Origin of the sequence: Klebsiella sp. B345 (genome assembly GCF_051131735.1) — a bacterium.
GTDB lineage: Bacteria > Pseudomonadota > Gammaproteobacteria > Enterobacterales > Enterobacteriaceae > Klebsiella.
Genome location: NZ_CP180443.1, coordinates 4,121,855 through 4,144,330, shown reverse-complemented (window position 1 = coordinate 4,144,330; position 22,476 = coordinate 4,121,855). Strand labels below are relative to the sequence as shown.

At 56.3% G+C, this 22,476-nt stretch carries 23 protein-coding genes; 11 read left to right on the top strand and 12 right to left on the bottom strand.

Annotated features, from left to right (window positions below; translation table 11 throughout):
- The first annotated feature begins 321 nt into the window (after positions 1 to 321).
- The 3 genes from ACMYSO_RS19455 to ACMYSO_RS19445 all read left to right on the top strand — a co-directional run bounded on the left by ACMYSO_RS19455 (position 322) and on the right by ACMYSO_RS19445 (position 4,540).
- A complete protein-coding gene (locus ACMYSO_RS19455; RefSeq protein WP_434666962.1) occupies positions 322 to 1,722 on the top strand; it encodes an MFS transporter in 1,401 nt (466 codons plus the stop codon).
- 118 nt (positions 1,723 to 1,840) lie between these two features.
- On the top strand, positions 1,841 to 3,019 hold the full coding sequence (locus ACMYSO_RS19450; RefSeq protein ID WP_434666960.1) for a Gfo/Idh/MocA family protein: 1,179 nt from the start codon (positions 1,841 to 1,843) through the stop codon (positions 3,017 to 3,019).
- Between the two features lie 156 nt (positions 3,020 to 3,175).
- The gene (locus tag ACMYSO_RS19445) at positions 3,176 to 4,540 is read left to right on the top strand and encodes an MFS transporter (protein WP_434666957.1); all 1,365 of its coding nucleotides are present in this window, start codon (positions 3,176 to 3,178) and stop codon (positions 4,538 to 4,540) included.
- Between the two features lie 79 nt (positions 4,541 to 4,619).
- Here the strand turns inward: ACMYSO_RS19445 and ACMYSO_RS19440 are convergent, their stop codons facing one another.
- The gene (locus tag ACMYSO_RS19440) at positions 4,620 to 5,111 is read right to left on the bottom strand and encodes a YajQ family cyclic di-GMP-binding protein (RefSeq protein ID WP_123755681.1); all 492 of its coding nucleotides are present in this window, start codon (positions 5,109 to 5,111) and stop codon (positions 4,620 to 4,622) included.
- A 183-nt stretch (positions 5,112 to 5,294) separates the two neighbouring features.
- Here ACMYSO_RS19440 and panE point away from each other — a divergent pair, with 183 nt between their 5' ends.
- Complete coding sequence (gene panE / locus ACMYSO_RS19435) at positions 5,295 to 6,206, top strand: 2-dehydropantoate 2-reductase (RefSeq protein ID WP_434666954.1); 912 nt, start codon at positions 5,295 to 5,297, stop codon at positions 6,204 to 6,206.
- Positions 6,169 to 6,762 carry a protein deglycase YajL gene (yajL, locus tag ACMYSO_RS19430; protein WP_434666951.1) on the top strand — a complete coding sequence of 198 codons (594 nt, stop codon included), beginning with the start codon at positions 6,169 to 6,171 and terminating at the stop codon, positions 6,760 to 6,762. Before panE ends, yajL begins: the two co-directional genes overlap by 38 nt.
- A 141-nt stretch (positions 6,763 to 6,903) precedes the next feature.
- Here yajL and thiI read toward each other — a convergent pair whose 3' ends face one another.
- On the bottom strand, positions 6,904 to 8,352 hold the full coding sequence (thiI, locus tag ACMYSO_RS19425) for a tRNA uracil 4-sulfurtransferase ThiI (RefSeq protein ID WP_434666948.1): 1,449 nt from the start codon (positions 8,350 to 8,352) through the stop codon (positions 6,904 to 6,906).
- A 280-nt stretch (positions 8,353 to 8,632) separates the two neighbouring features.
- On the opposite strand from thiI, the gene xseB reads away from it, so the two are divergent.
- The 4 genes from xseB to ACMYSO_RS19405 all read left to right on the top strand — a co-directional run bounded on the left by xseB (position 8,633) and on the right by ACMYSO_RS19405 (position 12,696).
- Complete coding sequence (gene xseB, locus ACMYSO_RS19420) at positions 8,633 to 8,875, top strand: exodeoxyribonuclease VII small subunit (RefSeq protein ID WP_123755677.1); 243 nt, start codon at positions 8,633 to 8,635, stop codon at positions 8,873 to 8,875.
- Positions 8,876 to 9,775 carry a (2E,6E)-farnesyl diphosphate synthase gene (gene ispA, locus ACMYSO_RS19415; protein WP_434586173.1) on the top strand — a complete coding sequence of 300 codons (900 nt, stop codon included), beginning with the start codon at positions 8,876 to 8,878 and terminating at the stop codon, positions 9,773 to 9,775.
- Between the two features lie 16 nt (positions 9,776 to 9,791).
- A complete protein-coding gene (gene dxs, locus ACMYSO_RS19410) occupies positions 9,792 to 11,654 on the top strand; it encodes a 1-deoxy-D-xylulose-5-phosphate synthase (RefSeq protein ID WP_434666945.1) in 1,863 nt (620 codons plus the stop codon).
- Positions 11,655 to 11,721: 67 nt separating this feature from the next.
- Positions 11,722 to 12,696 (top strand): aldo/keto reductase, encoded by a 975-nt coding sequence (locus ACMYSO_RS19405; RefSeq protein WP_434666942.1) that lies wholly within the window; start codon positions 11,722 to 11,724, stop codon positions 12,694 to 12,696.
- 41 nt (positions 12,697 to 12,737) lie between these two features.
- Here ACMYSO_RS19405 and pgpA read toward each other — a convergent pair whose 3' ends face one another.
- The 6 genes from pgpA to nrdR all read right to left on the bottom strand — a co-directional run bounded on the left by pgpA (position 12,738) and on the right by nrdR (position 16,934).
- Complete coding sequence (gene pgpA, locus ACMYSO_RS19400; protein WP_434587034.1) at positions 12,738 to 13,205, bottom strand: phosphatidylglycerophosphatase A; 468 nt, start codon at positions 13,203 to 13,205, stop codon at positions 12,738 to 12,740.
- A gap of 28 nt (positions 13,206 to 13,233) precedes the next feature.
- Positions 13,234 to 14,208 carry a thiamine-phosphate kinase gene (thiL, locus tag ACMYSO_RS19395; protein WP_434666939.1) on the bottom strand — a complete coding sequence of 325 codons (975 nt, stop codon included), beginning with the start codon at positions 14,206 to 14,208 and terminating at the stop codon, positions 13,234 to 13,236.
- Positions 14,209 to 14,331: 123 nt separating this feature from the next.
- Positions 14,332 to 14,751 carry a transcription antitermination factor NusB gene (nusB, locus tag ACMYSO_RS19390; protein WP_004858621.1) on the bottom strand — a complete coding sequence of 140 codons (420 nt, stop codon included), beginning with the start codon at positions 14,749 to 14,751 and terminating at the stop codon, positions 14,332 to 14,334.
- A 21-nt stretch (positions 14,752 to 14,772) separates the two neighbouring features.
- Positions 14,773 to 15,243, bottom strand: a complete 471-nt coding sequence (gene ribH, locus ACMYSO_RS19385; protein ID WP_046476205.1) for a 6,7-dimethyl-8-ribityllumazine synthase — start codon at positions 15,241 to 15,243, stop codon at positions 14,773 to 14,775.
- 134 nt (positions 15,244 to 15,377) lie between these two features.
- Positions 15,378 to 16,481 (bottom strand): bifunctional diaminohydroxyphosphoribosylaminopyrimidine deaminase/5-amino-6-(5-phosphoribosylamino)uracil reductase RibD, encoded by a 1,104-nt coding sequence (gene ribD / locus ACMYSO_RS19380; RefSeq protein ID WP_434666935.1) that lies wholly within the window; start codon positions 16,479 to 16,481, stop codon positions 15,378 to 15,380.
- 3 nt (positions 16,482 to 16,484) lie between these two features.
- Positions 16,485 to 16,934: a transcriptional regulator NrdR gene (nrdR, locus tag ACMYSO_RS19375; RefSeq protein ID WP_123755670.1), complete on the bottom strand. Its 450-nt coding sequence runs from the start codon at positions 16,932 to 16,934 to the stop codon at positions 16,485 to 16,487.
- A gap of 148 nt (positions 16,935 to 17,082) precedes the next feature.
- On the opposite strand from nrdR, the gene ACMYSO_RS19370 reads away from it, so the two are divergent.
- Entirely contained in the window at positions 17,083 to 17,625 is a 543-nt protein-coding gene (locus ACMYSO_RS19370) for a DUF3251 domain-containing protein (RefSeq protein ID WP_434666932.1), read from the top strand.
- A gap of 291 nt (positions 17,626 to 17,916) precedes the next feature.
- Positions 17,917 to 18,801, top strand: a complete 885-nt coding sequence (locus tag ACMYSO_RS19365) for a nucleoside-specific channel-forming protein Tsx (protein WP_123755668.1) — start codon at positions 17,917 to 17,919, stop codon at positions 18,799 to 18,801.
- Between the two features lie 45 nt (positions 18,802 to 18,846).
- Here ACMYSO_RS19365 and ACMYSO_RS19360 read toward each other — a convergent pair whose 3' ends face one another.
- The 4 genes from ACMYSO_RS19360 to secF form a co-directional block, all read right to left on the bottom strand.
- Positions 18,847 to 19,536: a helix-turn-helix transcriptional regulator gene (locus ACMYSO_RS19360; protein ID WP_434666930.1), complete on the bottom strand. Its 690-nt coding sequence runs from the start codon at positions 19,534 to 19,536 to the stop codon at positions 18,847 to 18,849.
- Positions 19,537 to 19,550: 14 nt separating this feature from the next.
- Complete coding sequence (locus ACMYSO_RS19355) at positions 19,551 to 19,916, bottom strand: VOC family protein (protein ID WP_434666927.1); 366 nt, start codon at positions 19,914 to 19,916, stop codon at positions 19,551 to 19,553.
- A 78-nt stretch (positions 19,917 to 19,994) separates the two neighbouring features.
- Entirely contained in the window at positions 19,995 to 21,383 is a 1,389-nt protein-coding gene (locus tag ACMYSO_RS19350; RefSeq protein ID WP_434666924.1) for a M24 family metallopeptidase, read from the bottom strand.
- A 115-nt stretch (positions 21,384 to 21,498) separates the two neighbouring features.
- A complete protein-coding gene (gene secF / locus ACMYSO_RS19345) occupies positions 21,499 to 22,470 on the bottom strand; it encodes a protein translocase subunit SecF (RefSeq protein WP_123755664.1) in 972 nt (323 codons plus the stop codon).
- Between the last annotated feature and the right edge of the window lie 6 nt (positions 22,471 to 22,476).

Here is a 22,476-nt window from a genome sequence, read left to right as displayed (position 1 = left end):
GAAAATATCATGCCTTATCGATTCACCTCACAGTTTCCCCGACATTCTGCTGTACCCTTGCCAGTCTCATTAGTAACCACATGGTTAATACGCTGATTTTCTGCACCATTAATGCTGTTTAGCCGCTTTTATTCAAATGTTAAATGTTATTTATGATCTTTATCATTTTTAGATCCTCATCTCACAAATAAAAATTTTATTTCATATAATATATAAATGAAATAAATATTTTCATTTATTGCTAACCATTCTTCAGGATGAGGTTGTGTCGGTGGCGCCGGCACAGAGGTCCTTACGTGTTCCCCGACTAAGGAATAGACTATGAGTGAACAACAGCTCCTTCTCTCTCCCACAGCAACGCGTGGCGATAAACTGACCTGGACCACCCGAATCGCCTATGGCGGTGGCGATACCGCCTGCAACGTCGTGTTTGGCATGATCGGCACGGTGTTAACGCTGTTCTATACCGATTATGTCGGTATCAGCATCGCCACGGTCGGCCTGGTGATGCTGATATCGCGCCTGTTTGATGGCGTCTCGGATGTGGTCATGGGCCTGGTCGTTGAGCGCACCAATTCAAAATGGGGCAAATCTCGCCCCTGGCTGCTGTGGATGAGCGTTCCCTACGCCCTGTCGGCGATCCTGCTGTTCACTGTGCCACAGACCACCGCCACGCTGCAGTTCATCTATTTGCTGGTGGCCTATAACTTCTGCACCACCATTTGTTACACCGCAATCAATCTTCCTTACGGCAGCCTCTCTGCCATGATGACCCGTACGTCATGGGAGAGAGATTTACTCAGTATCACCCGCATGTCGATGTCCCCCTTCGGGCGCATTCTCGCCGTTGCCTGTACGTTGCCGCTGGTGAAATATTTCGGCGACGACCAGGCCGCATGGATCAAAACCATGGCGATTTGGGCGTTTCTGGCGCTGTTACTGCTGCTGTTCTGTTTCTATCAGTGTGAAGAGAAAGTGGTGATCAAGGCACGGGAAAAACAAGGGAAAGTACCGGTTAAAACCCAACTCAGCGCTCTGTTCCGTAACCAGTACTTCTGGGCCAGTGCCATTCTGTGGACCGCCCAGAGTGTCTACTACACCGTGGTAGGGATCGCCATGCCCTACTACTGCCGTTATGTGCTCGGCGACGACACCTTCTACAGTTCCATTTTCGTGGCTGAAACCGCTTGTATCATTATTTTCACTTTTCTCAGCTCTATCCCGATCCGTAAGTACGGTAAACGCAACGTAGCGCTGTGCGGTATTGTGCTGGCGACGCTGGGTCAGGTGATGTTTATGTTTAGCTCCGGCGACTACCACGCCACCCTGGCAAACGCCATTATTCGCGGCATCGGTTTCGCGCCGCTGAACGCCGTACTCTTTGGCTTTTGTGGGGATGCGGTCGAATTCGGCCAGTGGAAGACCCGGGTCAGACAAGAGGGAATGATTTTCTCCGCCGGCTCGGTCGGGACCAAGCTTGGCGCCGGGATCGCGGCGGCAGTGATCTCCGGCCTGCTCAGCATGGCCGGCTACGTCAGCTCCAGCAGCGGTGCCGGCGTTCAGCCGCAAACGGCGATCGATATGATCAACCTCGTTTACGTCTACGGTTCATTCTTCCTGTGGATCATCGTCATTATTACCCTGCTGTTTTACCGTCTGGACCGCCAGTATCCACAGATCATGGACGAGTTAAAACGGCGCGAGGCACGCGGCGAAATGTAATCCTGCAGTGAGTACCAATCATCGCGCGACTCACGACCACAACCGGTACGTGGGTCGCCATTTCTCTGTTATTGGCTGTTTGTCGTTCCTATATCTAGTTTCTATACAGGAGATCACCATGTTAAACGGCACCAAACCCCTGTCTCGCTCCCTGCGTTGGGGCATGGTCGGCGGCGGTTCCACCAGCCAGATTGGCTACAGCCACCGCTCTGCCGCGCTGCGCGACAATGTCTTCACCCTGCTGGCCGGCGCATTTGATATTGATGCTCAACGCGGGCGCCAGTTTGGCGAACAGCTTGGGGTGATGCCGGAACGCTGCTACGCCGATTACCAGACGCTGTTTCGCGAAGAAGCGCAGCGTCCTGACGGGATTGAAGTCGTCTCGGTGACCACGCCGAACAACACCCATTTCGCTATCACCAAAGCGGCGCTGGAGGCAGGGCTGCATGTGGTGTGCGAAAAACCACTGTGCTTTACCGCCGCCGAAGCTCAGGAGCTGCTGGCCTTAAGCAGAAAGCACAATAAAATCGTCGGCGTCACCTACGGCTATGCCGGTTATCAGATGATTCAGCAGGCGCGCCAGATGATTGCGGACGGCCTGCTCGGGCAGATCCGTATTATCACGATGCAGTTCGCCCACGGATTCCATAATGAAGCCGTTGAGCTGCAGGCGGAGTCGACCCGCTGGCGCGTGACGCCGAAGTATGCCGGCCCAAGCTATGTGCTGGGCGACCTCGCCACCCACCCGCTGTTTGTTGCCGAAACCATGGTGCCTCATCTTAACATTCGCCGTCTGATGTGCTCCCGCCAGAGCTTCGTGAAATCCCGCGCGCCGTTGGAAGATAACGCCTTCGTGCTGATGGAATATGACAACGGCGCCGTCGGCTCCATGTGGACCAGCGCGGTTAACAGCGGGGCGATGCACTCGCAAAAGGTGCGGGTTGTCGGTGAAAAAGCCAGTATCGAATGGTGGGACGAACGCCCCAATCAGCTGAGCTACGAGGTACAGGGTGAACCGGCGCGGGTTCTCGAGCGCGGCATGAATTATCTCAGTCCCGCGGCCCTGGCAGAGGACCGCATTGGCGGCGGCCATCCCGAGGGACTGTTTGAAGCCTGGGCAAACCTCTATCGTCGCTATGCGCAGGCCATTGATGCCATGGACCGCAACGATCGCGCCTTCCTGGAAAACTTCTGGTACCCGGACGTTGAGGCGGGCCTGCACGGGGTGTACTGGGTTGAGCAGTGCGTCAAATCCGCCGATGCGGGCAGCCAGTGGGTTGACTTTAATTTACAATAAGTGCTACCGGCCAGTGGAGCCTTCTCCACTGGTTTCGTTATTTTCCCCATGCTTACCTTACCCTGCAACAGAGCCGTAATATCTGTTAAACAAACATTTATTTACGCTTCTGGCCGCCACCACTACACTAGTCGCAGTTTTTAGATTGAGGTGGTAATGAACGATAACAAAATGACGCCAGGTGAACTGCGCGCAACCTGGGGTCTGGGAACCGTATTCTCGCTGCGTATGCTCGGCATGTTTATGGTTCTGCCGGTTCTGACCACCTACGGTATGGCTTTACAAGGTGCCAGCGAGGCGCTCATTGGCCTGGCCATTGGCATCTATGGTCTGGCGCAGGCGGTGTTTCAAATCCCGTTTGGCCTGCTTTCCGACCGTATTGGCCGTAAACCACTGATCATCGGTGGGCTGCTTATTTTCGTGATCGGCAGCATTATCGCGGCCCTCAGCGACTCTATCTGGGGCATTATCCTCGGGCGCGCGTTACAAGGTTCCGGTGCGATTGCCGCCGCGGTGATGGCGCTCCTTTCCGATTTAACTCGCGAACAGAACCGCACCAAGGCGATGGCCTTTATTGGCGTCAGCTTCGGCGTTACCTTTGCCCTTGCCATGGTGCTGGGGCCGATTATCACCCACCAGCTGGGCCTGCACGCCCTGTTCTGGATGATCGCTATTCTCGCCAGCATCGGCATCCTGCTGACGCTGTGGGTCGTGCCCAACAGCCATAATCACGTGCTGAATCGTGAATCCGGGATGGTGAAAGGCTGCTTCAGTAAAGTACTTGCCGAACCCAAACTCCTGAAGCTTAACTTCGGCATCATGTGTCTGCACATCATGCTGATGTCGACGTTTGTCGCCCTGCCAGGACAGCTGGAGGCCGCCGGATTCCCTGCCGCCGAGCACTGGAAAATTTACCTGGCTACCATGCTGGTGTCGTTTGTCTCAGTGGTGCCTTTTATCATCTACGCCGAAGTGAAGCGCAAGATGAAGCATGTCTTCGTGTTCTGCATCGCAATTCTTCTGGTGGCTGAAATCGTGCTGTGGGGCGCCGGTGGTTACTTCTGGGAGCTGGTGGCCGGCGTTCAGCTGTTCTTCCTGGCCTTTAACCTGCTGGAAGCTCTGCTCCCATCGCTTATCAGTAAAGAGTCGCCAGCGGGCTACAAAGGGACCGCCATGGGGATCTATTCAACCAGCCAGTTCCTCGGGGTGGCGATTGGCGGTTCGTTGGGCGGCTGGGTCGACGGCTATTTTGATTCGCAAACCGTGTTCCTGCTCGGCGCACTGCTGGCGATGCTGTGGCTGCTGGTGGCCGGAACGATGAGTGAACCGCCGTATGTCAGCAGCCTGCGGGTCGAAATCCCTGAGGATGTGCTGGCCGATGCAACGCTACAGGAGCGGTTGCTGGCGAAAGATGGCGTCAAGCAGGCGCTGGTTATCGCCGACGAACGCTCGGTGTATATCAAAATCGATAGCAAGGTGACCAACCGCTTCGAGATCGAGCAGGCCATCAAAGGGGCGTAAAAAAAGCGGGGAATTCCCCGCTTTTTACTGGCTGGCGTTCGGCGAAAAGCACTCGCGCCAGCGTGGCAAAAATCCCGACTTAGTCGCGGAAGTTTTTGAACTGGAACGGCTGCCCCAGATCGCCACCGCGCACCAGCGCCATCACGGCCTGCAGGTCGTCACGCGCTTTACCGGTCACGCGAATCTCTTCACCCTGAATCTGTGCCTGCACCTTCAGCTTGCTGTCTTTGATGAGCTTAACGATTTTTTTCTGCATCGCGCTCTCAATACCCTGCTTCAGTTTGGCATCAACAAACCAGGTTTTACCGCTGTGCACGAACTCGTCAGGCACTTCGATAGAGCTGCCTTCAATACCGCGTTTTAACAGCTTCGCGCGCAGAATATCCAACAGCTGGTTAATCTGGAAATCAGATTCACTGAGGACCTTGATGGTCTCGTTTTTTTCGTTCAGCTCAAAGCTCGCTTCAACGTTACGAAAATCAAAACGCGACTCAACTTCACGGGTCGCATTCTCTACGGCGTTTCGAACTTCCTGAAGATCGACTTCAGAGACAATATCGAAAGATGGCATCTTTTCCTCTCCTTCTGTTGCTTTTGCGTTGCATAATACCCGCAACGCGGCATAACTCAACTGCTTATCCCGCAAGCATAGCCGATGATGTCATACTAAACCCGTGCCAGGCTGCAGCCGGAAAGGCAACGAGTATATACTTTAGCTATGAATGCCTGAGGACGTCGCAGGTGAGGAGGAATAATGAAAGTAACCGTACTTGGATGCGGTGCACTGGGGCAACTGTGGCTTACCGCGTTGTACAAACACGCAGACGAAGTCCAGGGCTGGTTACGCGTCCCGCAACCCTTCTGTAGCGTCAACCTGGTAGAAACTGACGGCACTATCTTTAATGAATCGCTTACTGCTAACGATCCCGACTTTCTCGCCAGCAGCGACCTGCTGGTGGTCACCTTAAAGGCCTGGCAGGTCTCCACCGCGGTAAAAAACCTGGCGTCTACCCTGCCCGCTTCGTCGCCGATCCTGCTTATCCATAACGGCATGGGCACAGTCGATGAGCTAAAAGGCGTGCAGCAGCCGCTGCTGCTGGCCTCCACCACCCAGGCCGCGCGCCGCGATGGTAACGTGATTGTTCACGTCGCCAACGGCACCACCCATATTGGCCCGGCAAAGCCCTATCCGGAGGACTACAGCTATCTTGCCGACGTCCTGCAAAACGTTCTGCCAGACGTCGCCTGGCACAATAATATTCTGCCGGCAACGTGGAGCAAGCTGGCGGTCAACTGTGTCATCAACCCGCTGACTGCGTTAAAAGAGTGCCGGAATGGCGATTTACGCCACTATCCGCAGGAAGTCGATGTGATTTGCCGCGAAGTGGCGGCGGTCATGGAACGCGAAGGTATTCATACTTCACCGGAAAACCTGTTATTTTATGTTCATCAGGTCATTGAAAGTACGGCAGAAAATATCTCTTCGATGCTGCAGGATATTCGCGCGCAGCGTCATACGGAAATCGACTATATCACCGGTTTTTTGCTGAAGCGCGCTCGCGCCCACGGGCTTGCCGTACCGGAAAATGCCCGCTTGTTTGAACTGGTAAAGCGTAAGGAGAATGAATATGAGCGCGTCGGCACTGATTTGCCTCGCCCCTGGTAGCGAAGAGACCGAAGCGGTCACTACCATCGATTTGCTGGTCCGTGGCGGCGTGCAGGTGACCACCGCCAGCGTCGCCAGCGATGGAAGCCTGACCGTGGTCTGTTCGCGCGGCGTGAAGCTGCTGGCCGACGCCCCGCTAGTGGAAGTGGCAGATGGTGATTACGACATTATCGTCCTGCCAGGCGGCATTAAAGGCGCGGAATATTTCCGCGACAGCCCGCTGCTGGTGGAGACGGTCAGGCAGTTTCATCTCTCCGGGCGCATTGTTGCCGCCATCTGCGCCGCTGCCGCCACCGTGCTGGTGCCACATAACCTTTTCCCGATCGGCAATATGACGGGCTTTCCGGCGCTAAAGGACCGCATTCCGCCGGATCAGTGGCAGGATAAGCGCGTCGTCTGGGATCCGCGAGTTAACCTGCTTACCAGCCAGGGGCCGGGGACCTCAATTGATTTTGCGCTCAAAATGCTCGATCTGCTGGTCGGGCGTGAAAAGGCCTATGAGGTCGCCTCACAGCTGGTGATGGCGGCGGGGATTTATAACTTCTACGAAGCCTGACAGGCCTGGGGTTGTGGCTGAGATTACCCCGCAGGCGTTGCGCTTAGCGGGGGCGAGAACTACCAGCACGGCTTTAGTCGCCCGGATACCCGGATAAGGCACAGCAATGCCGAAATCCGGGATGACCATGGCTCGTCGTGGTTACGGGCGATACACCTTCACATTCTCAAAGCCCTGCTCGCGCAGATACAGCGCCTGCAGACGGCTCATCACGCCACGTTCGCACCACAGCAGGTAAGTTTTGCTCTGATCCAGATCGCCGAACTTGGTGCTCAGCTTATAGAACGGTAACGACACCACTTCTACGCCGTCGAGCTTCAGCGGTCTGTCATCCTGCTCGTCAATAGAGCGGATATCCAGAATTGCATCGTTCGGGCCAAAGCCGGTTACGGTTTCGACTTCCACCACGTCCTGCTGGGTCTGCTGGGCGATATCGCGAATATCGACGTTATTCGCTTCTTCAACCACCTTATCAAGGATGCTGAAGTCGAAGTTTTCTTCTTCCGCTTCAATCTTCGCCTTCACCGCTTTCACGGTCGGGCTCTTCGAGATCACACCGCAGTATTCCGGCATGGTACGGGCAAAATCTTCAGTACCGATTTCACGCGCCAGGTTAATAATGTGCTCTTTATCGTGCGAGATCAGCGGACGCAGAATCAGCGTGTCGGAGACGTTATCGATCAACCGCAGGTTGGTCAGGGTCTGACTGGAAACCTGGCCCAGCGCTTCACCGGTCACCAGAGCCTGTACGCCGTAACGTTCAGCCACTTTCGACGCCGCGCGAACCATCATGCGCTTGAGCACCACGCCCATCTGACCATCGTCAACTTTTTCGAGGATCTCACCGACCACCGGCTCAAAGTTAATCGCCACGAAGCGGACGCGGTGGGAGCTGCCGAAACGGTTCCACAGATAGTGAGCCACCTGGCGAACGCCGATTTCATGGGCTGCACCGCCCAGATTAAAGAAGCAGTAGTGCACGCGGCAGCCGCGACGCATCAGCATATAGCTGGACACGCCGGAATCGAAACCGCCGGAAATCAGTGACAGCACGTCTTCCTGCGTCCCGATCGGGAAACCGCCGATACCTTCATAGCGCCCTTTCACCAGCAGCAGACGATCGTTTTCAATTTCCAGATTGACCGTGATATCCGGGTTAGTCAGCTTCACGCGCGCGGTTTCGATGTGCTGATTCAGGCCACCACCGACGTAGCGTTCCACTTCGATAGAGGTAAACTCATGCTTACCGCGACGTTTTACACGCACGCAGAAGGTTTTGCCTTCCAGCGTTTCGCGCCACACCGGCAGCGTTTGCTCGAAAATATCGTGCAACGAGGTAAACGGCACGTCTTCGACTTCCAGAATATGGTGGATGCCGGGGATTCGGGTCAACGCATCGCGGATGATCGGACGCTGATTTTCGTCTTTCGCGCGAACTTCGATATGATCCCAATGACGGACAACGGCCAGCGTCTCATCATAGTTTTTGAGAACGTTACGAATGTTCCCGGTTAAGATTTTAATGAAGCGCAATCTCACGGATTGGCTTTTGATGGTGATTTCCGGGAACAATTTAATGATAAACTTCATAGCGACAATAGTTCGTTGGCAAGCCCGACGGGCTTTAAGCAAAAGATGTACTGCAGCGCACCGTAGTGCCTGCATCCAGGGAGCGCAGTATATCACCATTGCGGGTTTTACATAAAATCATTCGGGACAGGCTGTCGCTACAGGCACGCGACGAGCCTGTTGGCAGCGGTTGCGCACGCTTTCGGGAACAAATCCGCGAAAGGACGACGTCTGTATTTGCTTAACCACGTGACTTCGTTACCATATTGGTGTCGCGACATAACAAGAGTCTACATTCACTATGCCAAAGAAAAATGAGGCCCCGGCCAGCTTTGAAACCGCCCTGGGCGAGCTGGAGCAGATTGTTAATCGTCTGGAAAGCGGCGCGCTCCCGTTAGAAGAAGCGCTCAGCGAGTTCGAGCGTGGCGTACAGCTGGCGCGCCAGGGCCAGGCCCGGCTGCAGCAGGCCGAGCAACGTGTACAGATTCTGCTGGCCGACAGCGAAGAGAGCCCACTCACGCCTTTTACGCCGGACGCTGAATAAATGGATTTCTCGCAACAGCTCCAGGCCTGCGTTGAGCAGGCCAACGACGCGCTACGCCGTTTTCTTGCGCCACTGCCTTTTCAGAACACTCCACTGGTTGAAGCCATGCAGTATGGCGCATTATTAGGCGGCAAACGCCTGCGCCCGTTCCTCGTCTATGCCACCGGTGACATGTTCGGCGTCAGTCGTACAACGCTGGATGCCCCGGCCGCAGCCGTTGAATGCATCCACGCTTATTCTCTAATGCATGACGATCTCCCGGCGATGGACGATGACGATCTGCGCCGTGGTTTGCCAACCTGCCACGTTAAATTTGGCGAAGCGAACGCAATTCTTGCCGGTGATGCGCTACAAACGCTGGCATTTTCTATACTGAGTGATGCGCCTATGCCCGAAGTGCCGGACCGCGATCGTCTGGCGATGGTGTCAACGCTGGCCCACGCCAGCGGCGTTGCGGGTATGTGCGGCGGACAAGCGCTGGATCTCGAAGCGGAAGGTCATCAGGTTGATCTGCAGGCGCTGGAGCGTATTCACCGCCACAAAACCGGAGCCCTTATTTGCGCCGCGGTGCGAATGGGCGCGCTGAGCGCAGGCGAACGTGGTCGTGCGGCCCTGCCGGCCCTCGAACGCTTTGCGCAAAATATCGGTCTCGCCTTCCAGGTCCAGGATGACATTCTTGACGTGGTAGGGGATACTGCGACGCTTGGCAAACGCCAGGGTGCCGACCAGCAGTTAGGTAAAAGTACTTATCCCGCGCTTCTGGGGCTTGAGCAAGCTCGCACCAAAGCGCATGACCTGATTGAAGATGCTCGTCAGTCGCTCAATGAACTGGCCGCACAATCTCTGGATACAACGGCACTGGAAGCGCTCGCGAATTACATAATTCAGCGTGATAAATAAACAATAAGAGTCTCTGATGAGTTTTGATATTGCCAAATACCCAACCCTGGCGCTGGTTGATTCCACCCAGGAGTTGCGTTTGTTGCCGAAAGATAGCCTGCCGAAACTGTGCGACGAACTGCGGCGTTACCTCCTGGACAGCGTCAGCCGTTCCAGCGGGCATTTTGCCTCCGGCCTCGGCACGGTCGAACTGACCGTGGCGCTTCACTACGTCTATAACACGCCGTTTGACCGCCTGATCTGGGACGTTGGTCACCAGGCCTACCCGCATAAAATTCTGACCGGTCGCCGCGATAAAATCGGCACTATCCGTCAGAAAGGGGGTCTGCATCCGTTCCCATGGCGTGGCGAAAGCGAATATGACGTGCTGAGCGTCGGTCACTCATCAACCTCTATTTCTGCCGGCATCGGGGTGGCGATTGCCGCCGCGAAAGAAGACAAACAGCGACGCGCGGTCTGCGTCATCGGCGATGGCGCCATTACCGCGGGCATGGCGTTTGAGGCCATGAATCATGCGGGCGATATCAAACCCGATCTGCTGGTGGTGCTCAACGATAACGAAATGTCGATCTCCGAGAATGTCGGCGCGCTGAATAATCATCTGGCGCAGCTGCTGTCGGGGAAACTGTACTCATCGCTGCGCGAAGGCGGGAAAAAGGTCTTCTCAGGTGTGCCTCCGATTAAAGAGCTGCTCAAGCGCACTGAAGAACATCTCAAAGGGATGGTGGTTCCCGGCACGCTGTTTGAAGAGCTGGGCTTTAACTACATCGGCCCGGTGGACGGTCACGATGTGCTGGGGCTGGTCACCACGCTGAAAAATATGCGCGACCTGAAAGGGCCGCAGTTCCTGCATATTATGACCAAAAAAGGTCGCGGCTATGAGCCGGCGGAAAAAGACCCGATTACCTTCCATGCGGTGCCTAAATTCGACCACACCAGCGGCGTCCTGCCGAAAAGCAGCGGCGGCCTGCCCTCTTATTCGAAAATTTTCGGCGACTGGCTGTGCGAAACGGCAGCAAAAGACGGCAAGTTGATGGCCGTTACCCCGGCGATGCGTGAAGGCTCGGGGATGGTCGAGTTTTCCAAAAAATTCCCTGACCAGTATTTCGATGTAGCAATTGCCGAACAGCACGCGGTCACCTTCGCCGCGGGTCTGGCGATCGGCGACTATAAGCCGGTAGTGGCCATCTACTCCACCTTCCTGCAGCGGGCTTACGATCAGCTGATTCACGACGTCGCTATCCAGAAACTGCCGGTGCTGTTTGCCATCGACCGCGCGGGTATCGTCGGTGCCGATGGACAAACCCACCAGGGCGCGTTCGATCTCTCCTTCCTGCGCTGTATCCCGGAGATGGTGATCATGACGCCAAGCGACGAGAACGAGTGCCGCCAGATGCTCTACACCGGCTATCACTATAACGATGGCCCGAGCGCAGTCCGCTATCCACGCGGCACCGGTACCGGCGCGACGCTGGAACCGCTGGCCTCGCTGCCAATCGGCAAAGGCGTGGAGAAACGCCGTGGTGAAAAAATCGCGATCCTCAACTTCGGCACCCTGCTGCCGGAAGCCGCTCAGGCGGCGGAGACCCTCAACGCGACGCTGGTCGATATGCGCTTTGTGAAGCCGCTTGATGATGCTCTGATTTTGCAGTTGGCCACGGAGCACGACGTGCTGGTGACCCTCGAAGAGAACGCCATTATGGGCGGCGCAGGCAGCGGTGTGAATGAGCTGCTGATGGCGCATCGTCGCGCGGTTCCGGTGTTGAATATTGGCCTGCCAGACTTCTTCATCCCGCAGGGGACACAGGAAGAAGTGCGCGCCGACCTCGGTCTTGATGCTGTCGGTATCACCGCGAAAATCACGGCCTGGCTGGCCTGATCCCTCCCCCACTAACGGCGCCTGCTATGCTTAAAGGATATCTTTTTGCTGATAGCAGGAGCCGTTCATGCAATACATCACGCCAGTAGCAACCCAACTCAAGGTGTCCCGACTGTGCCTCGGCTGTATGACCTTTGGTGAACCGGATCGCGGCAATCACGCCTGGACCTTACCCGAAGAGAGCAGCCGCCCGCTGATTCAGCATGCGCTGGAGAACGGCATTAATTTTTTCGATACTGCCAACAGCTACTCTGACGGCAGCAGCGAAGAGATCGTCGGCCGCGCGCTGCGTGATTTTGCCCACCGCGATGAGGTCGTCGTCGCCACGAAGGTCTATTACCCGGTGGGCGATCTGCCGGAAGGTCTCTCCCGCGGACAGATCTTGCGCTCCATTGACGACAGCCTGAAACGCCTGGGGATGGAGTATGTCGACCTGCTGCAAATCCACCGCTGGGACTACACCACGCCGATTGAAGAGACGCTGGAGGCGCTCGATGAAGTGGTGAAAGCAGGGAAAGCCCGATACATCGGCGCCTCGTCGATGCACGCCCGCCAGTTTGCCCAGGCGCTGCAGTTACAGGAGCAAAACGGCTGGGCGCGCTTCGTCACCATGCAGGACCACTACAACCTGATCTATCGCGAAGAAGAGAACGAAATGCTGCCGCTATGTCAGCGGGCTGGCGTGTCGGTGATTCCCTGGAGTCCGCTGGCGCGCGGTCGCCTGACGCGCCCGTGGGGGGAAACCACCGCGCGTCTGGTTTCTGATGAGGTGGGCAAATCGCTCTACAGCGCCGCGGATGACAACGATGCACTGATTGCGCAGAATCTTGCTGAGGTAGCAGAGGAGCTTGGTGTGAATCGCGCACAGGTCGCGCTGGCGTGGCTATTGAGCAAGCCCGGCGTGGCGGCACCGATCGTTGGGGCATCGCGGCAAGAGCAGCTCGATGAACTGCTCAACGCAGTGGATATCACGCTTACGCCCGAGCAGGTCGACAAGCTGGAAGCCCCCTACCAACCGCACCCGATTGTCGGCTTTAAATAAGCCTGTGCCCCGGCGCGCAACACGCCGCCGGGGAGATAGCCTTACAGGAGACCAATCGGCCAGTGGTGTCCCACCAGGTACAGCACCCCGGCGGAGATCACGCCGGCGACGATATCATCGACCATGATCCCCATACCGCCGTGGATATTGCGATCGAACCAGCGGATCGGCCACGGTTTCCACATATCGAAGATACGGAAGATAACGAACCCGGCGGCCACCCATTGCCAGTCGAGCGTCGGTAGCGCCATCAGGGTGATCCACATTCCGACAAACTCATCCCAGACGATGCTGCCGTGGTCGTGAGTTCCCATGTCTTTCGCCGTGCGATGACAGATATAGACCCCAATACAGATACTCATCATCACCACCAGCGAATAGAGTTGCCAGGGGAGGAAGGTCATCAGATACCAGAACGGGATTGCCGCCAGCGAGCCCATGGTGCCCGGCACCACGGGGCTTAACCCACTGCCGAAGCCGGTGGCCAGCAAATGCCAGGGATTGCGCATATTGAGGCGGCTTTTTGCGACATCTTTACTACGCGCCAAAGTGATCGTACCCCTTTAAATCCAGCTGCACCGGTTTGCCGGCTTGCAGCAGCTGCAGACCGTCCGCTTCCGCACAAATCTGGCCAATGCAGGTAAAACGCGCCCCTAGCTGGCCGATGGCGACATCCAGCGCGCCGCGGTTCAGCTCCGGTACGGTAAAGCACAGCTCGTAATCTTCCCCGCCAGCCAGCGCCCAACGCAAGGCCTGCTCCGGCGCCACCTGACGCAGCATCGCATCGGAGAACGGCATCGCGTCGAGATCGAGCCGCGCCCCGCAACCGCTGGCTTTCAGGATATGGCCAAGATCGGAGATCAGACCGTCGGAAAGATCGATCGCCGAACTGGCGAGATCGCGTAGCGCCTGCCCCTGCAATATCCGCGGCATCGGACGTAAATGGCGCGCCAGCAGGTAGTCGGCATCGGCCGCAGACTCGACGTTCAGTCGGTCCTGCAATATTGCCAGCCCGGCGGCGCTGTCCCCGGGAGTACCGGTGACGTAAATCCAGTCTCCGGGTTTTGCCCCGGCGCGTTTCAGGGCGCGTCCCGGCGGGACAAAGCCGTGAATACCCAAGGTCATCGACAGCGGACCACGGGTGGTGTCCCCGCCAATCAGCTGCATATCGTAATAGTTGAGCTGCATGAACAGGCTGTCGCTGAACGATTCCAGCCACGCTTCATCCACGTCCGGTAAGGTTAGCGCCAGCGTTAGCCACGCGGGTTCGGCACCCATAGCCGCGAGGTCGCTCAGATTGACCGCCAGCGCCTTATAGGCCAGGTCGGCAGGGTCGATATCGGGTAAGAAATGGTTTCCCGCCACCAGCGTGTCGGTGCTGATTGCCAGCGTTTTTTTCTCGGGGATATTCAGGAGAGCGCAGTCATCGCCGATGCCGGTCTCCACATCGAGACGCCTGCTTTTTACGCGATCAAAATAACGGGCAATCAGGGAGAATTCGCCGCATGCCATACGTTATGCCTCAGCAAAAGAAAAGAATAAGAACCTGTTCCAGCCGACGAGTTTGGTTGCCGGCTGAAGCAGGTTCTGTGGACGGTTTCTCGGGGAGAATCCCCGGTAACACCGGCCTGAGGTTTACTTTTTGTTGGGACGAATTGCCGGGGCTGCTTTGTCCAGCACGCCGTTAACAAACTTATGGCTGTCTTCTGCGCCAAAAGTTTTCGCCAGTTCGATAGCTTCGTTAATCGCCACTTTGTACGGGACATCGTCACGTTTAGACAGCTCGAACAGGGCAATACGCAGTACCGCTTTTTCCACCTGGCCCAGCTCTTCAAGCAGGCGGGACAGGTACGGCTTCATCAGGCCGTCGAGGTATGCGCTGTTAGTCGCCACTCCGGACAGCAGTTCACGGAAATACAGAACGTCGACATCTTTGACATCCTGTTCCGCCAGGAACTGGTATTCGACATCAGCGATGTCGTTCTGGGACAACTGCCAGGAGTAAAGCGCCTGGACAGCACACTCACGGGCGCGGCGACGAGCAGCAGGTTTCACGGAATTCCCCTTACAAAAAAATCAGGCCTTAATGGCTTTCAATACGTTAATCATTTCCAGCGCGGTCAGCGCAGCTTCTGCACCTTTGTTACCGGCTTTGGTACCAGCGCGCTCAATGGCTTGTTCAATACTTTCAGTGGTCAGAACACCAAAGGCTACCGGGATTTCGCTCTCCTGCGCGACATGCGCGAGGCCGTTGCTTGCTCCGCCAGCCACATATTCAAAGTGCGCGGTACCACCACGAATCACCGTACCCAGAGCAATCACCGCGTCATATTTACCGGTTTTTGCCAGTGCGCCAGCCGCCAGTGGCAGCTCATACGCGCCTGGAACCCAAACAACGGTAATGTTTTCATCTTTTACCTGACCGATGCGCTTCAGGGCGTCAATCGCACCTTCCAGCAGGCTGTCATTGATAAAGTTGTTGAAACGCGCAATGGTGATGGCGACGCGAGCGTCCGGGGTAGCAACGTTAGCTTCAATAATGTTCATACTCTTCCTTCGGGTTCATATGGCCCCGCAAGGGGGGCGGATTCTATCATAATAATTTATACACTTCATCCTTCAAACTGCCTCGCGGTCGCTGGCAGAGGAATGATGTTGCGTCGCAACACGCCTACCCTGAATCAGGCATTCACTAAATGCAGGCACACATCCGGGCCGACATGGCGTATCTCATTGAATTTGAAATGGGGGGCATCCTGTAGTTTCTCAAGCCCCGGCAGCGCACATAATCCACGCGCCGCATTGCCTAACAGTTTAGGCGCAATATAAACGATAAGCTCGTCCACCACACCTGCCTGTAATAGCGCCCCGGCGAGGGTCGGGCCGGCTTCCACCCAGATACTGTTCACCTGCTGCTTGCCCAGTTGCATCATCAACAGCACCAGATCAAGATGGCCATTGTGCTCCGGTACCTGCAGCGTACGCACGTTTTCCGGCCACACGCGATCGTCGGCCTGAGTGCGGGCAAACAGCGTTTCGCCCGGCTGCTGCACGATGCGGTGCTGCGGGGTCACGCGATTATGGCTGTCGATAACGATACGCAGCGGCTGACGCAGATTGCCCTGCGGATACAGCGCCTGAGTATCGGAGTCCAGCGATTCCCAACGCACGGTCATTGCCGGGTCGTCTGCCAGCACGGTGGCGCTGCTGGTCAGAATGGCGTGGCTCTGCGCGCGCAGACGCTGCACGTCGCGGCGCGCCTGTGGTGAGGTGATCCACTGGCTTTCTCCGCTGGCCATGGCGGTACGGCCATCCAGCGAAGCACCCATTTTGAGCTGTACATACGGGAAACCGGTGCGCATCCGCTTCAGAAAGCCTTTATTCAGCGCTTCGGCCTCGTTCATCATCAGGCCATGGCTGACGTCGATACCTTCTTGCTGCAAACGGTACAGGCCGCGTCCCGCCACCTGCGGGTTAGGATCCTGCATGGCGGCCACAACGCGGGTCACGCCAGCGGCGATCAGCGCGTCACAGCACGGCGGCGTGCGGCCATGATGGCTGCATGGTTCCAGCGTCACGTAGGCGGTAGCGCCTCGGGCTTGCTCACCGGCCATTCGCAGCGCATGTACTTCCGCATGCGGCTCGCCGGCTCGATAGTGAAAACCTTCGCCGACGATTTCGCCGTTTTTGACGATCACACAGCCGACGTTAGGATTGGGGTGGGTGGTAAAACGCCCGCGCTGCGCCAGCTTCAGTGCGCGCGCCATGTACATTTCGTCATGCATGACTTAATCCTGTAAGCGGGCGATCTCTTCGCCAAATTCTTTGATGTCTTCGAAGCTACGATAGACCGAAGCAAAGCGGATATAGGCGACTTTATCGAGCTTTTTCAGCTGTTCCATCACCAGGTTGCCGATCATCTTGCTGGGTACTTCGCGTTCACCGGTGCCGCGCAGGTGCGTTTTGATATGGTTAAGCGCCATTTCTACGTCGTCGGCGCTAACCGGGCGTTTTTCCAGCGCTTTCAGCATTCCGCTGCGCAGCTTATCCTCATTGAAAGGTTCCCGCACCTCGTCGCTCTTGACCACCCGCGGCATTACCAGCTCTGCCACCTCAAACGTCGTAAAACGTTCGTTACAAACCAGGCACTGCCGACGACGACGCACAGAGGAGCCCTCTCCCACCAGGCGGGAGTCGATCACTTTGGTATCTACGGCGAAACAGAATGGGCAATGCATGGCGCGTCCTGATATGAAGTTAAACTGAAAGACAGTTTACCGCGAAGTGACCCGACTACAAAGAAAGAGCTTTTGAGATAAAGGATCTATGGTTGGTTATCAGAGACGATCTACCATGAGTTATCCCCTTTTGACGGAATCCCTTATTATGACAAGACGTTATTTGAAGCTGGCGATACTGACGACATTGTTCACGCTCAGCGCCTGCGCGCAGCAAAGTGAAGTCCGACAGATGAATCAAAGCGTGAGCACGCTGAGCAAAGAGATGACCCAACTGAATCAGCAAACAGTGAAAATTACCCAGCAAAATTCCCTGAATGCGAAATCCAGCAGCGGCGTCTATCTTCTGCCTGGTGCCAAAACCCCGGCGCGGCTCGAGAGCCAGATCGGCACGTTACGCATGTCGCTGCGGGATATCGCCGCCGATGCCAACGGCACCCGACTGACCTTACGTATTCAGGGTGAATCCAACGATCCGCTTCCGGCGTTTAGCGCCACCGTCGCTTCCGGGCAGATTACCGGCACCACCCAGAGTTATCAGGAAGTAAACGTGCAGGAGCAGCTGATCAGCGCCCCTGCCAGCATTCTGGCCCCCAGCGATGTGGATATTCCGCTGCGCCTGAACGGCATCTCCCCGGAACAGCTCGGTTTCCTGCGTATTCACGACATCCAGCCCGCCACCCCGCAATAACCTCTCCCATCGGGTGTCTTTGACACCCGTTTTCACCGCCGAAAATCCATTTACAATTTTTGCGAACAGTTCAGTAAAAATTGACGCCATTGATGAATTTCAGTGGCATTTTGTCAGTAAATGCATAGAATCGTGAACGCAATCGATTACGTATGTTTACTTTATGTGAAACAACACATATTTTTGTGAGCAATGATTTCTATAATAGACGCCACAGAAATACGAAATATTTAGAAACGCTTCGGCAACGTTCTTAACGCCTTTTGGCTTAATTTAAACAGTGGCATCATTATGAAAAAAACATTACTGGCAGCAAGCGCGGTCCTGGCGCTCTCCGCATCTTTCACTGCTGGCGCGGCAGAAAACGACAAACCTCAGTACCTGTCCGATTGGTGGCACCAGAGTGTGAACGTGGTGGGCAGCTACCACACCCGTTTTGGACCGCAGATCCGTAACGATACCTACCTGGAATACGAAGCGTTCGCCAAAAAAGACTGGTTTGATTTCTACGGTTATATCGATGCACCGGTATTCTTTGGCGGTAACAGCACCGCGAAAGGTATCTGGAACAACGGTTCCCCGCTGTTTATGGAAATCGAACCGCGTTTCTCTATCGACAAGCTGACCAACACCGACCTCAGCTTCGGCCCGTTCAAAGAGTGGTATTTCGCGAACAACTATATCTACGATATGGGGCGTAACGATTCTCAGGAGCAGAGCACCTGGTATATGGGTCTGGGTACCGATATCGATACCGGCCTGCCGATGAGCCTGTCCCTGAACGTCTATGCGAAATATCAGTGGCAGAACTACGGAGCTTCCAACGAAAACGAGTGGGATGGCTACCGTTTCAAAGTGAAATACTTTGTTCCGCTGACCGACCTGTGGGGCGGTTCCCTGAGCTACATCGGCTTCACCAACTTTGACTGGGGTTCCGATCTGGGCGATGACAACTTCTACGATATGAACGGCAAGCACGCGCGCACCAGCAACTCCATCGCGTCCAGCCACATCCTGGCGCTGAACTATGCGCACTGGCACTACTCGGTGGTTGCTCGTTACTGGCACAACGGTGGTCAGTGGGCGGATGACGCGAAGCTGAACTTCGGCGACGGCGACTTCAATGTCCGTTCCACCGGTTGGGGTGGTTACTTTGTTGTCGGCTACAACTTCTAATCGCTGCTGATTTTCCCCGGCGGCAACGCCGGGGATTGCATAGTCTTAGCGCTCCTCACACTTTACCTTACGCAAGAAATCACTCAATGAACGGTCAGCCCGTTCGCTAAAATGGCGCCCGGTTGCCACAATATTCAGGCATCGGTCGAGGCGAAAACAGCGATAATCGACGCGCAATTCGCACCAGCTCACCAGCAGCCAGCGCTCTCCCCAGAAAAAAAGCCCCAGCGGCAGCACTTCACGCTGTGATACCTTTCCGCCTTCATCCCGATAGTGCAGATCCAATACCTGCTGGCCGGAGACTGCCCGGTGCACCAGATCAAACTGCTCTTTGGTGTAGCCCTGCGAACCAAAGTCCGGGGCGAACAGGCGCGACAGCTCCGCCTGGCGTCGGCTCTCCGCCGGCAGTATGGCCAGCACTTTTTCCTGCGCCGACTCCAGCGCCTGGGACATCGAAACGCCGCCCCAGGTTTGCAGCAGCCTAATCGCCGCGACCAGCGCCTCCGACTCCTGGGTCGTCAACATCAGCGGCGGCAAATCATAACCCGCCAGCAGCCGATAGCCGCTGCCGGCCTCTCCCTCAACCGGGACGCCGGAGAGCGACAGGTCGCGAATATCGCGGTAAATCGTGCGTTCCGATACGCCGAGCCGCTCGGCCAGCAGCCCGGCGGTGGTTAATCTTCTCCCCCGCAGGATCTGGACGATTTGAAAAAGACGGTCGGCGCGTCGGCTCATAAGCGTTATCTCATTTATGCTGGTTGGTGCAGGCCAATTCGATTCCCCTCGCTATCGATAAACAGGGCAATCGTCCCGATATCGTCCGCCAGCTGCAGCGGGCCAAAAACACAGTGCCCTCCCGCAGAGCTTACCCGGTCGAGCGTCGCCGCCAGATCGCCAGTATGCAGATAGATAATGCAGCCTTGATCGGCAGGTTTAACACCGTCAAACTTTGCCAGCGCGCCGCCAGGAGCCGGATCCTGATAAGGGAATACGGCCAGTTGAGCACAGTCCATATTTTCCCGTTTCAGCGTCACCTGCATCACCGGTTCGTAAAACGCCACGGCACGATCCATGTCGGCGACCGGAATTTCAAACCAGTTAATTACGTTGTTCATACATCCTCCTGTCCATTGTGTGGGTTCAGAAGGAGTGTATGACAGGCCTCCTGACAGCATACTGTCAGGAGTGTTTAACTACGCTGTACACACCAGCGCGCGGGTGCGATCCAGCAACCACGGGCGCAGATAGCCGACGGTATTGGAAAACGGCAGGACTTCTTCCGGTAGCTCTATCCCTAACTGCTGGCAGACCCAGGCGCGCCGGGTGACAATTCGCTGCCACAGCTGCGGCCAATCTTGCGCCAGTGCGTCGCGCAGCGACTTATCGGCCACCGCCACGGTGTCTTCGATGCTGGCGCCGGCATACCCCGCCCGTGAGGGAATAATATCGATTTGCAGCAGCATACCGCTGCGGATGCAGGCGTTGGAATCAGGCCCGATAGGTGAGCACAGCCACTCTTCGTCCGCCACCAGATGCCCGGGGTTCAGATGCCAGTGATAGTCCGCCTTCGGCAGTACACTCTCGATCAGCGCGTACATCTCGCCGCCGCGCATCCCGATGCGTAAATTCTCCAGCCAGCTGACCACCGCGTTGAAATAGGGCTTCGCCACCACCTCAAGATAGTCAGCTACTTCCGGTGCCAGCTCAGAGTCGTCGCTCACCACGTAGGCGGCGCGGCTGCTTAGGCCGCCTTTATAACTGGTGGTCAGCGAGAATTTATCGCCACGCTGAATGATCTTATCGCCAGGATACAAGTTGGCATGGGCGAAACGATCCCCGGTAGCGGCAATCATCACCACGGTATTAGGCTGCCCTTGCGCCGCCAGTAGCGCGCCGATCTGCTTTTCCGTTTTTCCGGGGGCAATGGCGTCGAGCGCGGTCAGAACCGCCGTCGATGCGAGGTTTGCGCCATATTCATAATGGGCCAGTTCATTGGCATTATTGACCGTTCTTACCCCGCTATCCGGGGCGATAAAAATCCCCGTGGCATTGCGCAAGACCGCCTGCGGACCCGCGGCCTGGCGAATGGCATCGACGATAAACGCAGGCAGGTCGAACATCTGCGCCCGGTCGTCGGCATCACCGGTAAACAGCTTCCAGCCCGCCAGCCCCAGCGTTTTCCCCGCCACGATCCCCGCATCCTGCAGCAGCTGCGGCAGGCTTTTGTCCGTAGTCATCGGCTGGTTCGGCAATGAGAACCATGGGGCGTGGATCACCCGATTCTCCAGCCGGGCAAAGGCCGCCAGCTTGAGGTTTTCGTTGCCCAACACCAGCACCGCCTCCCCCTCTCGATGCAGCACCAGCAGCGCCTCTTCAAAACGCGGGATAAACCCGGTGAGATACTCAAAGTTGCCGCCGTGCTCTTTATCGGCATAGATGACCAGCGTGTCGTACCCGTCGCAGGCCATCCGGGCGAGCACGTTGGCTTTACGCTGACGTAAGGTCTCATCGCTGAGTGTGACGGAAGGCAGGTCGTGCCAGACGGTCGGCGGGGCGACGGTGGAAAGGGCTATCGTGGCCATGGGCGTATCTCCATCTCATTAAACACAATGCAAGGAGAGTAGCGAAATTCGGGGGCCCTGTAATAAAAAAATCCCGGCCTTGCGACCGGGATTGCGTTCTCAGTACCGTTCTGACTTACGGCAGAATGGACGGCTGATCCGCACCTTCTTTCTCGACTTTCTGCTGCAGCATATGCTCGCGCTTCATGCCCAGCTTCAGCGCCAGTGCCGACGCCACGTAGATAGAAGAAGCTGTACCGATGGAGACACCGATCAGCATGGTCAGCGAGAAGCCTTCCAGCACCGGGCCGCCAAAGAGGAACAGCATCAGGATAACCATCAAGGTGGTCCCTGAGGTGATCAAGGTACGATGCAGCGTCTGGGTCAACGACACGTTAAAGATCTCATACGGCGTACCGCGGCGGATCTTACGGAAGTTTTCACGGATACGGTCCGATACCACGATGCTGTCGTTCAGCGAGTAGCCGATAACCGACATCAGTGACGCGACGATGGTCAAATCGATCTCGATATGGAACAGCGACAGTATACCCATCGTGATAACCACATCGTGCGCCAGGGCGATAACGACCCCGGCAGCAAGACGCCACTCAAAGCGGAAACCAACGTAGACCAGGATACAGATCAAGGCGGCCAGCAGCGCCATGGCGCCGCTTTGTGCCAGGTCTGCCCCGACGCTTGGTCCCACGAATTCAATTCGTTTGACGGTTGCGTTCTGGCTGGTCGATTCGTTAATCACATTAACGACCTTGCTGCCCAGCTCCTGGCTGCCGTTGGTATCATGTACCGGCGGCATACGTACCATGATGTCACGGCTGCTACCGAAGTTCTGCAGCTGCGGCTCTTCGAAGCCCGCCTTCTGCAGCGCCAGACGCATCTGGTCCATATCGGCAGGTTTTTCAAGGGTAATTTCAATCACCGTACCACCAGTGAAATCCAGACCCCAGTTAAACCCACGCACGCCCATCACGACAATGGCGGCAATCAGCAGAAAACCGGAGATGCCGAAAGCCCAGTAGTCCCAGCGCATAAAGTCATAGACTTTACGGCCGTGGTTCAATTGTTCAACAGTATATTCCTGTGCCACAACGCA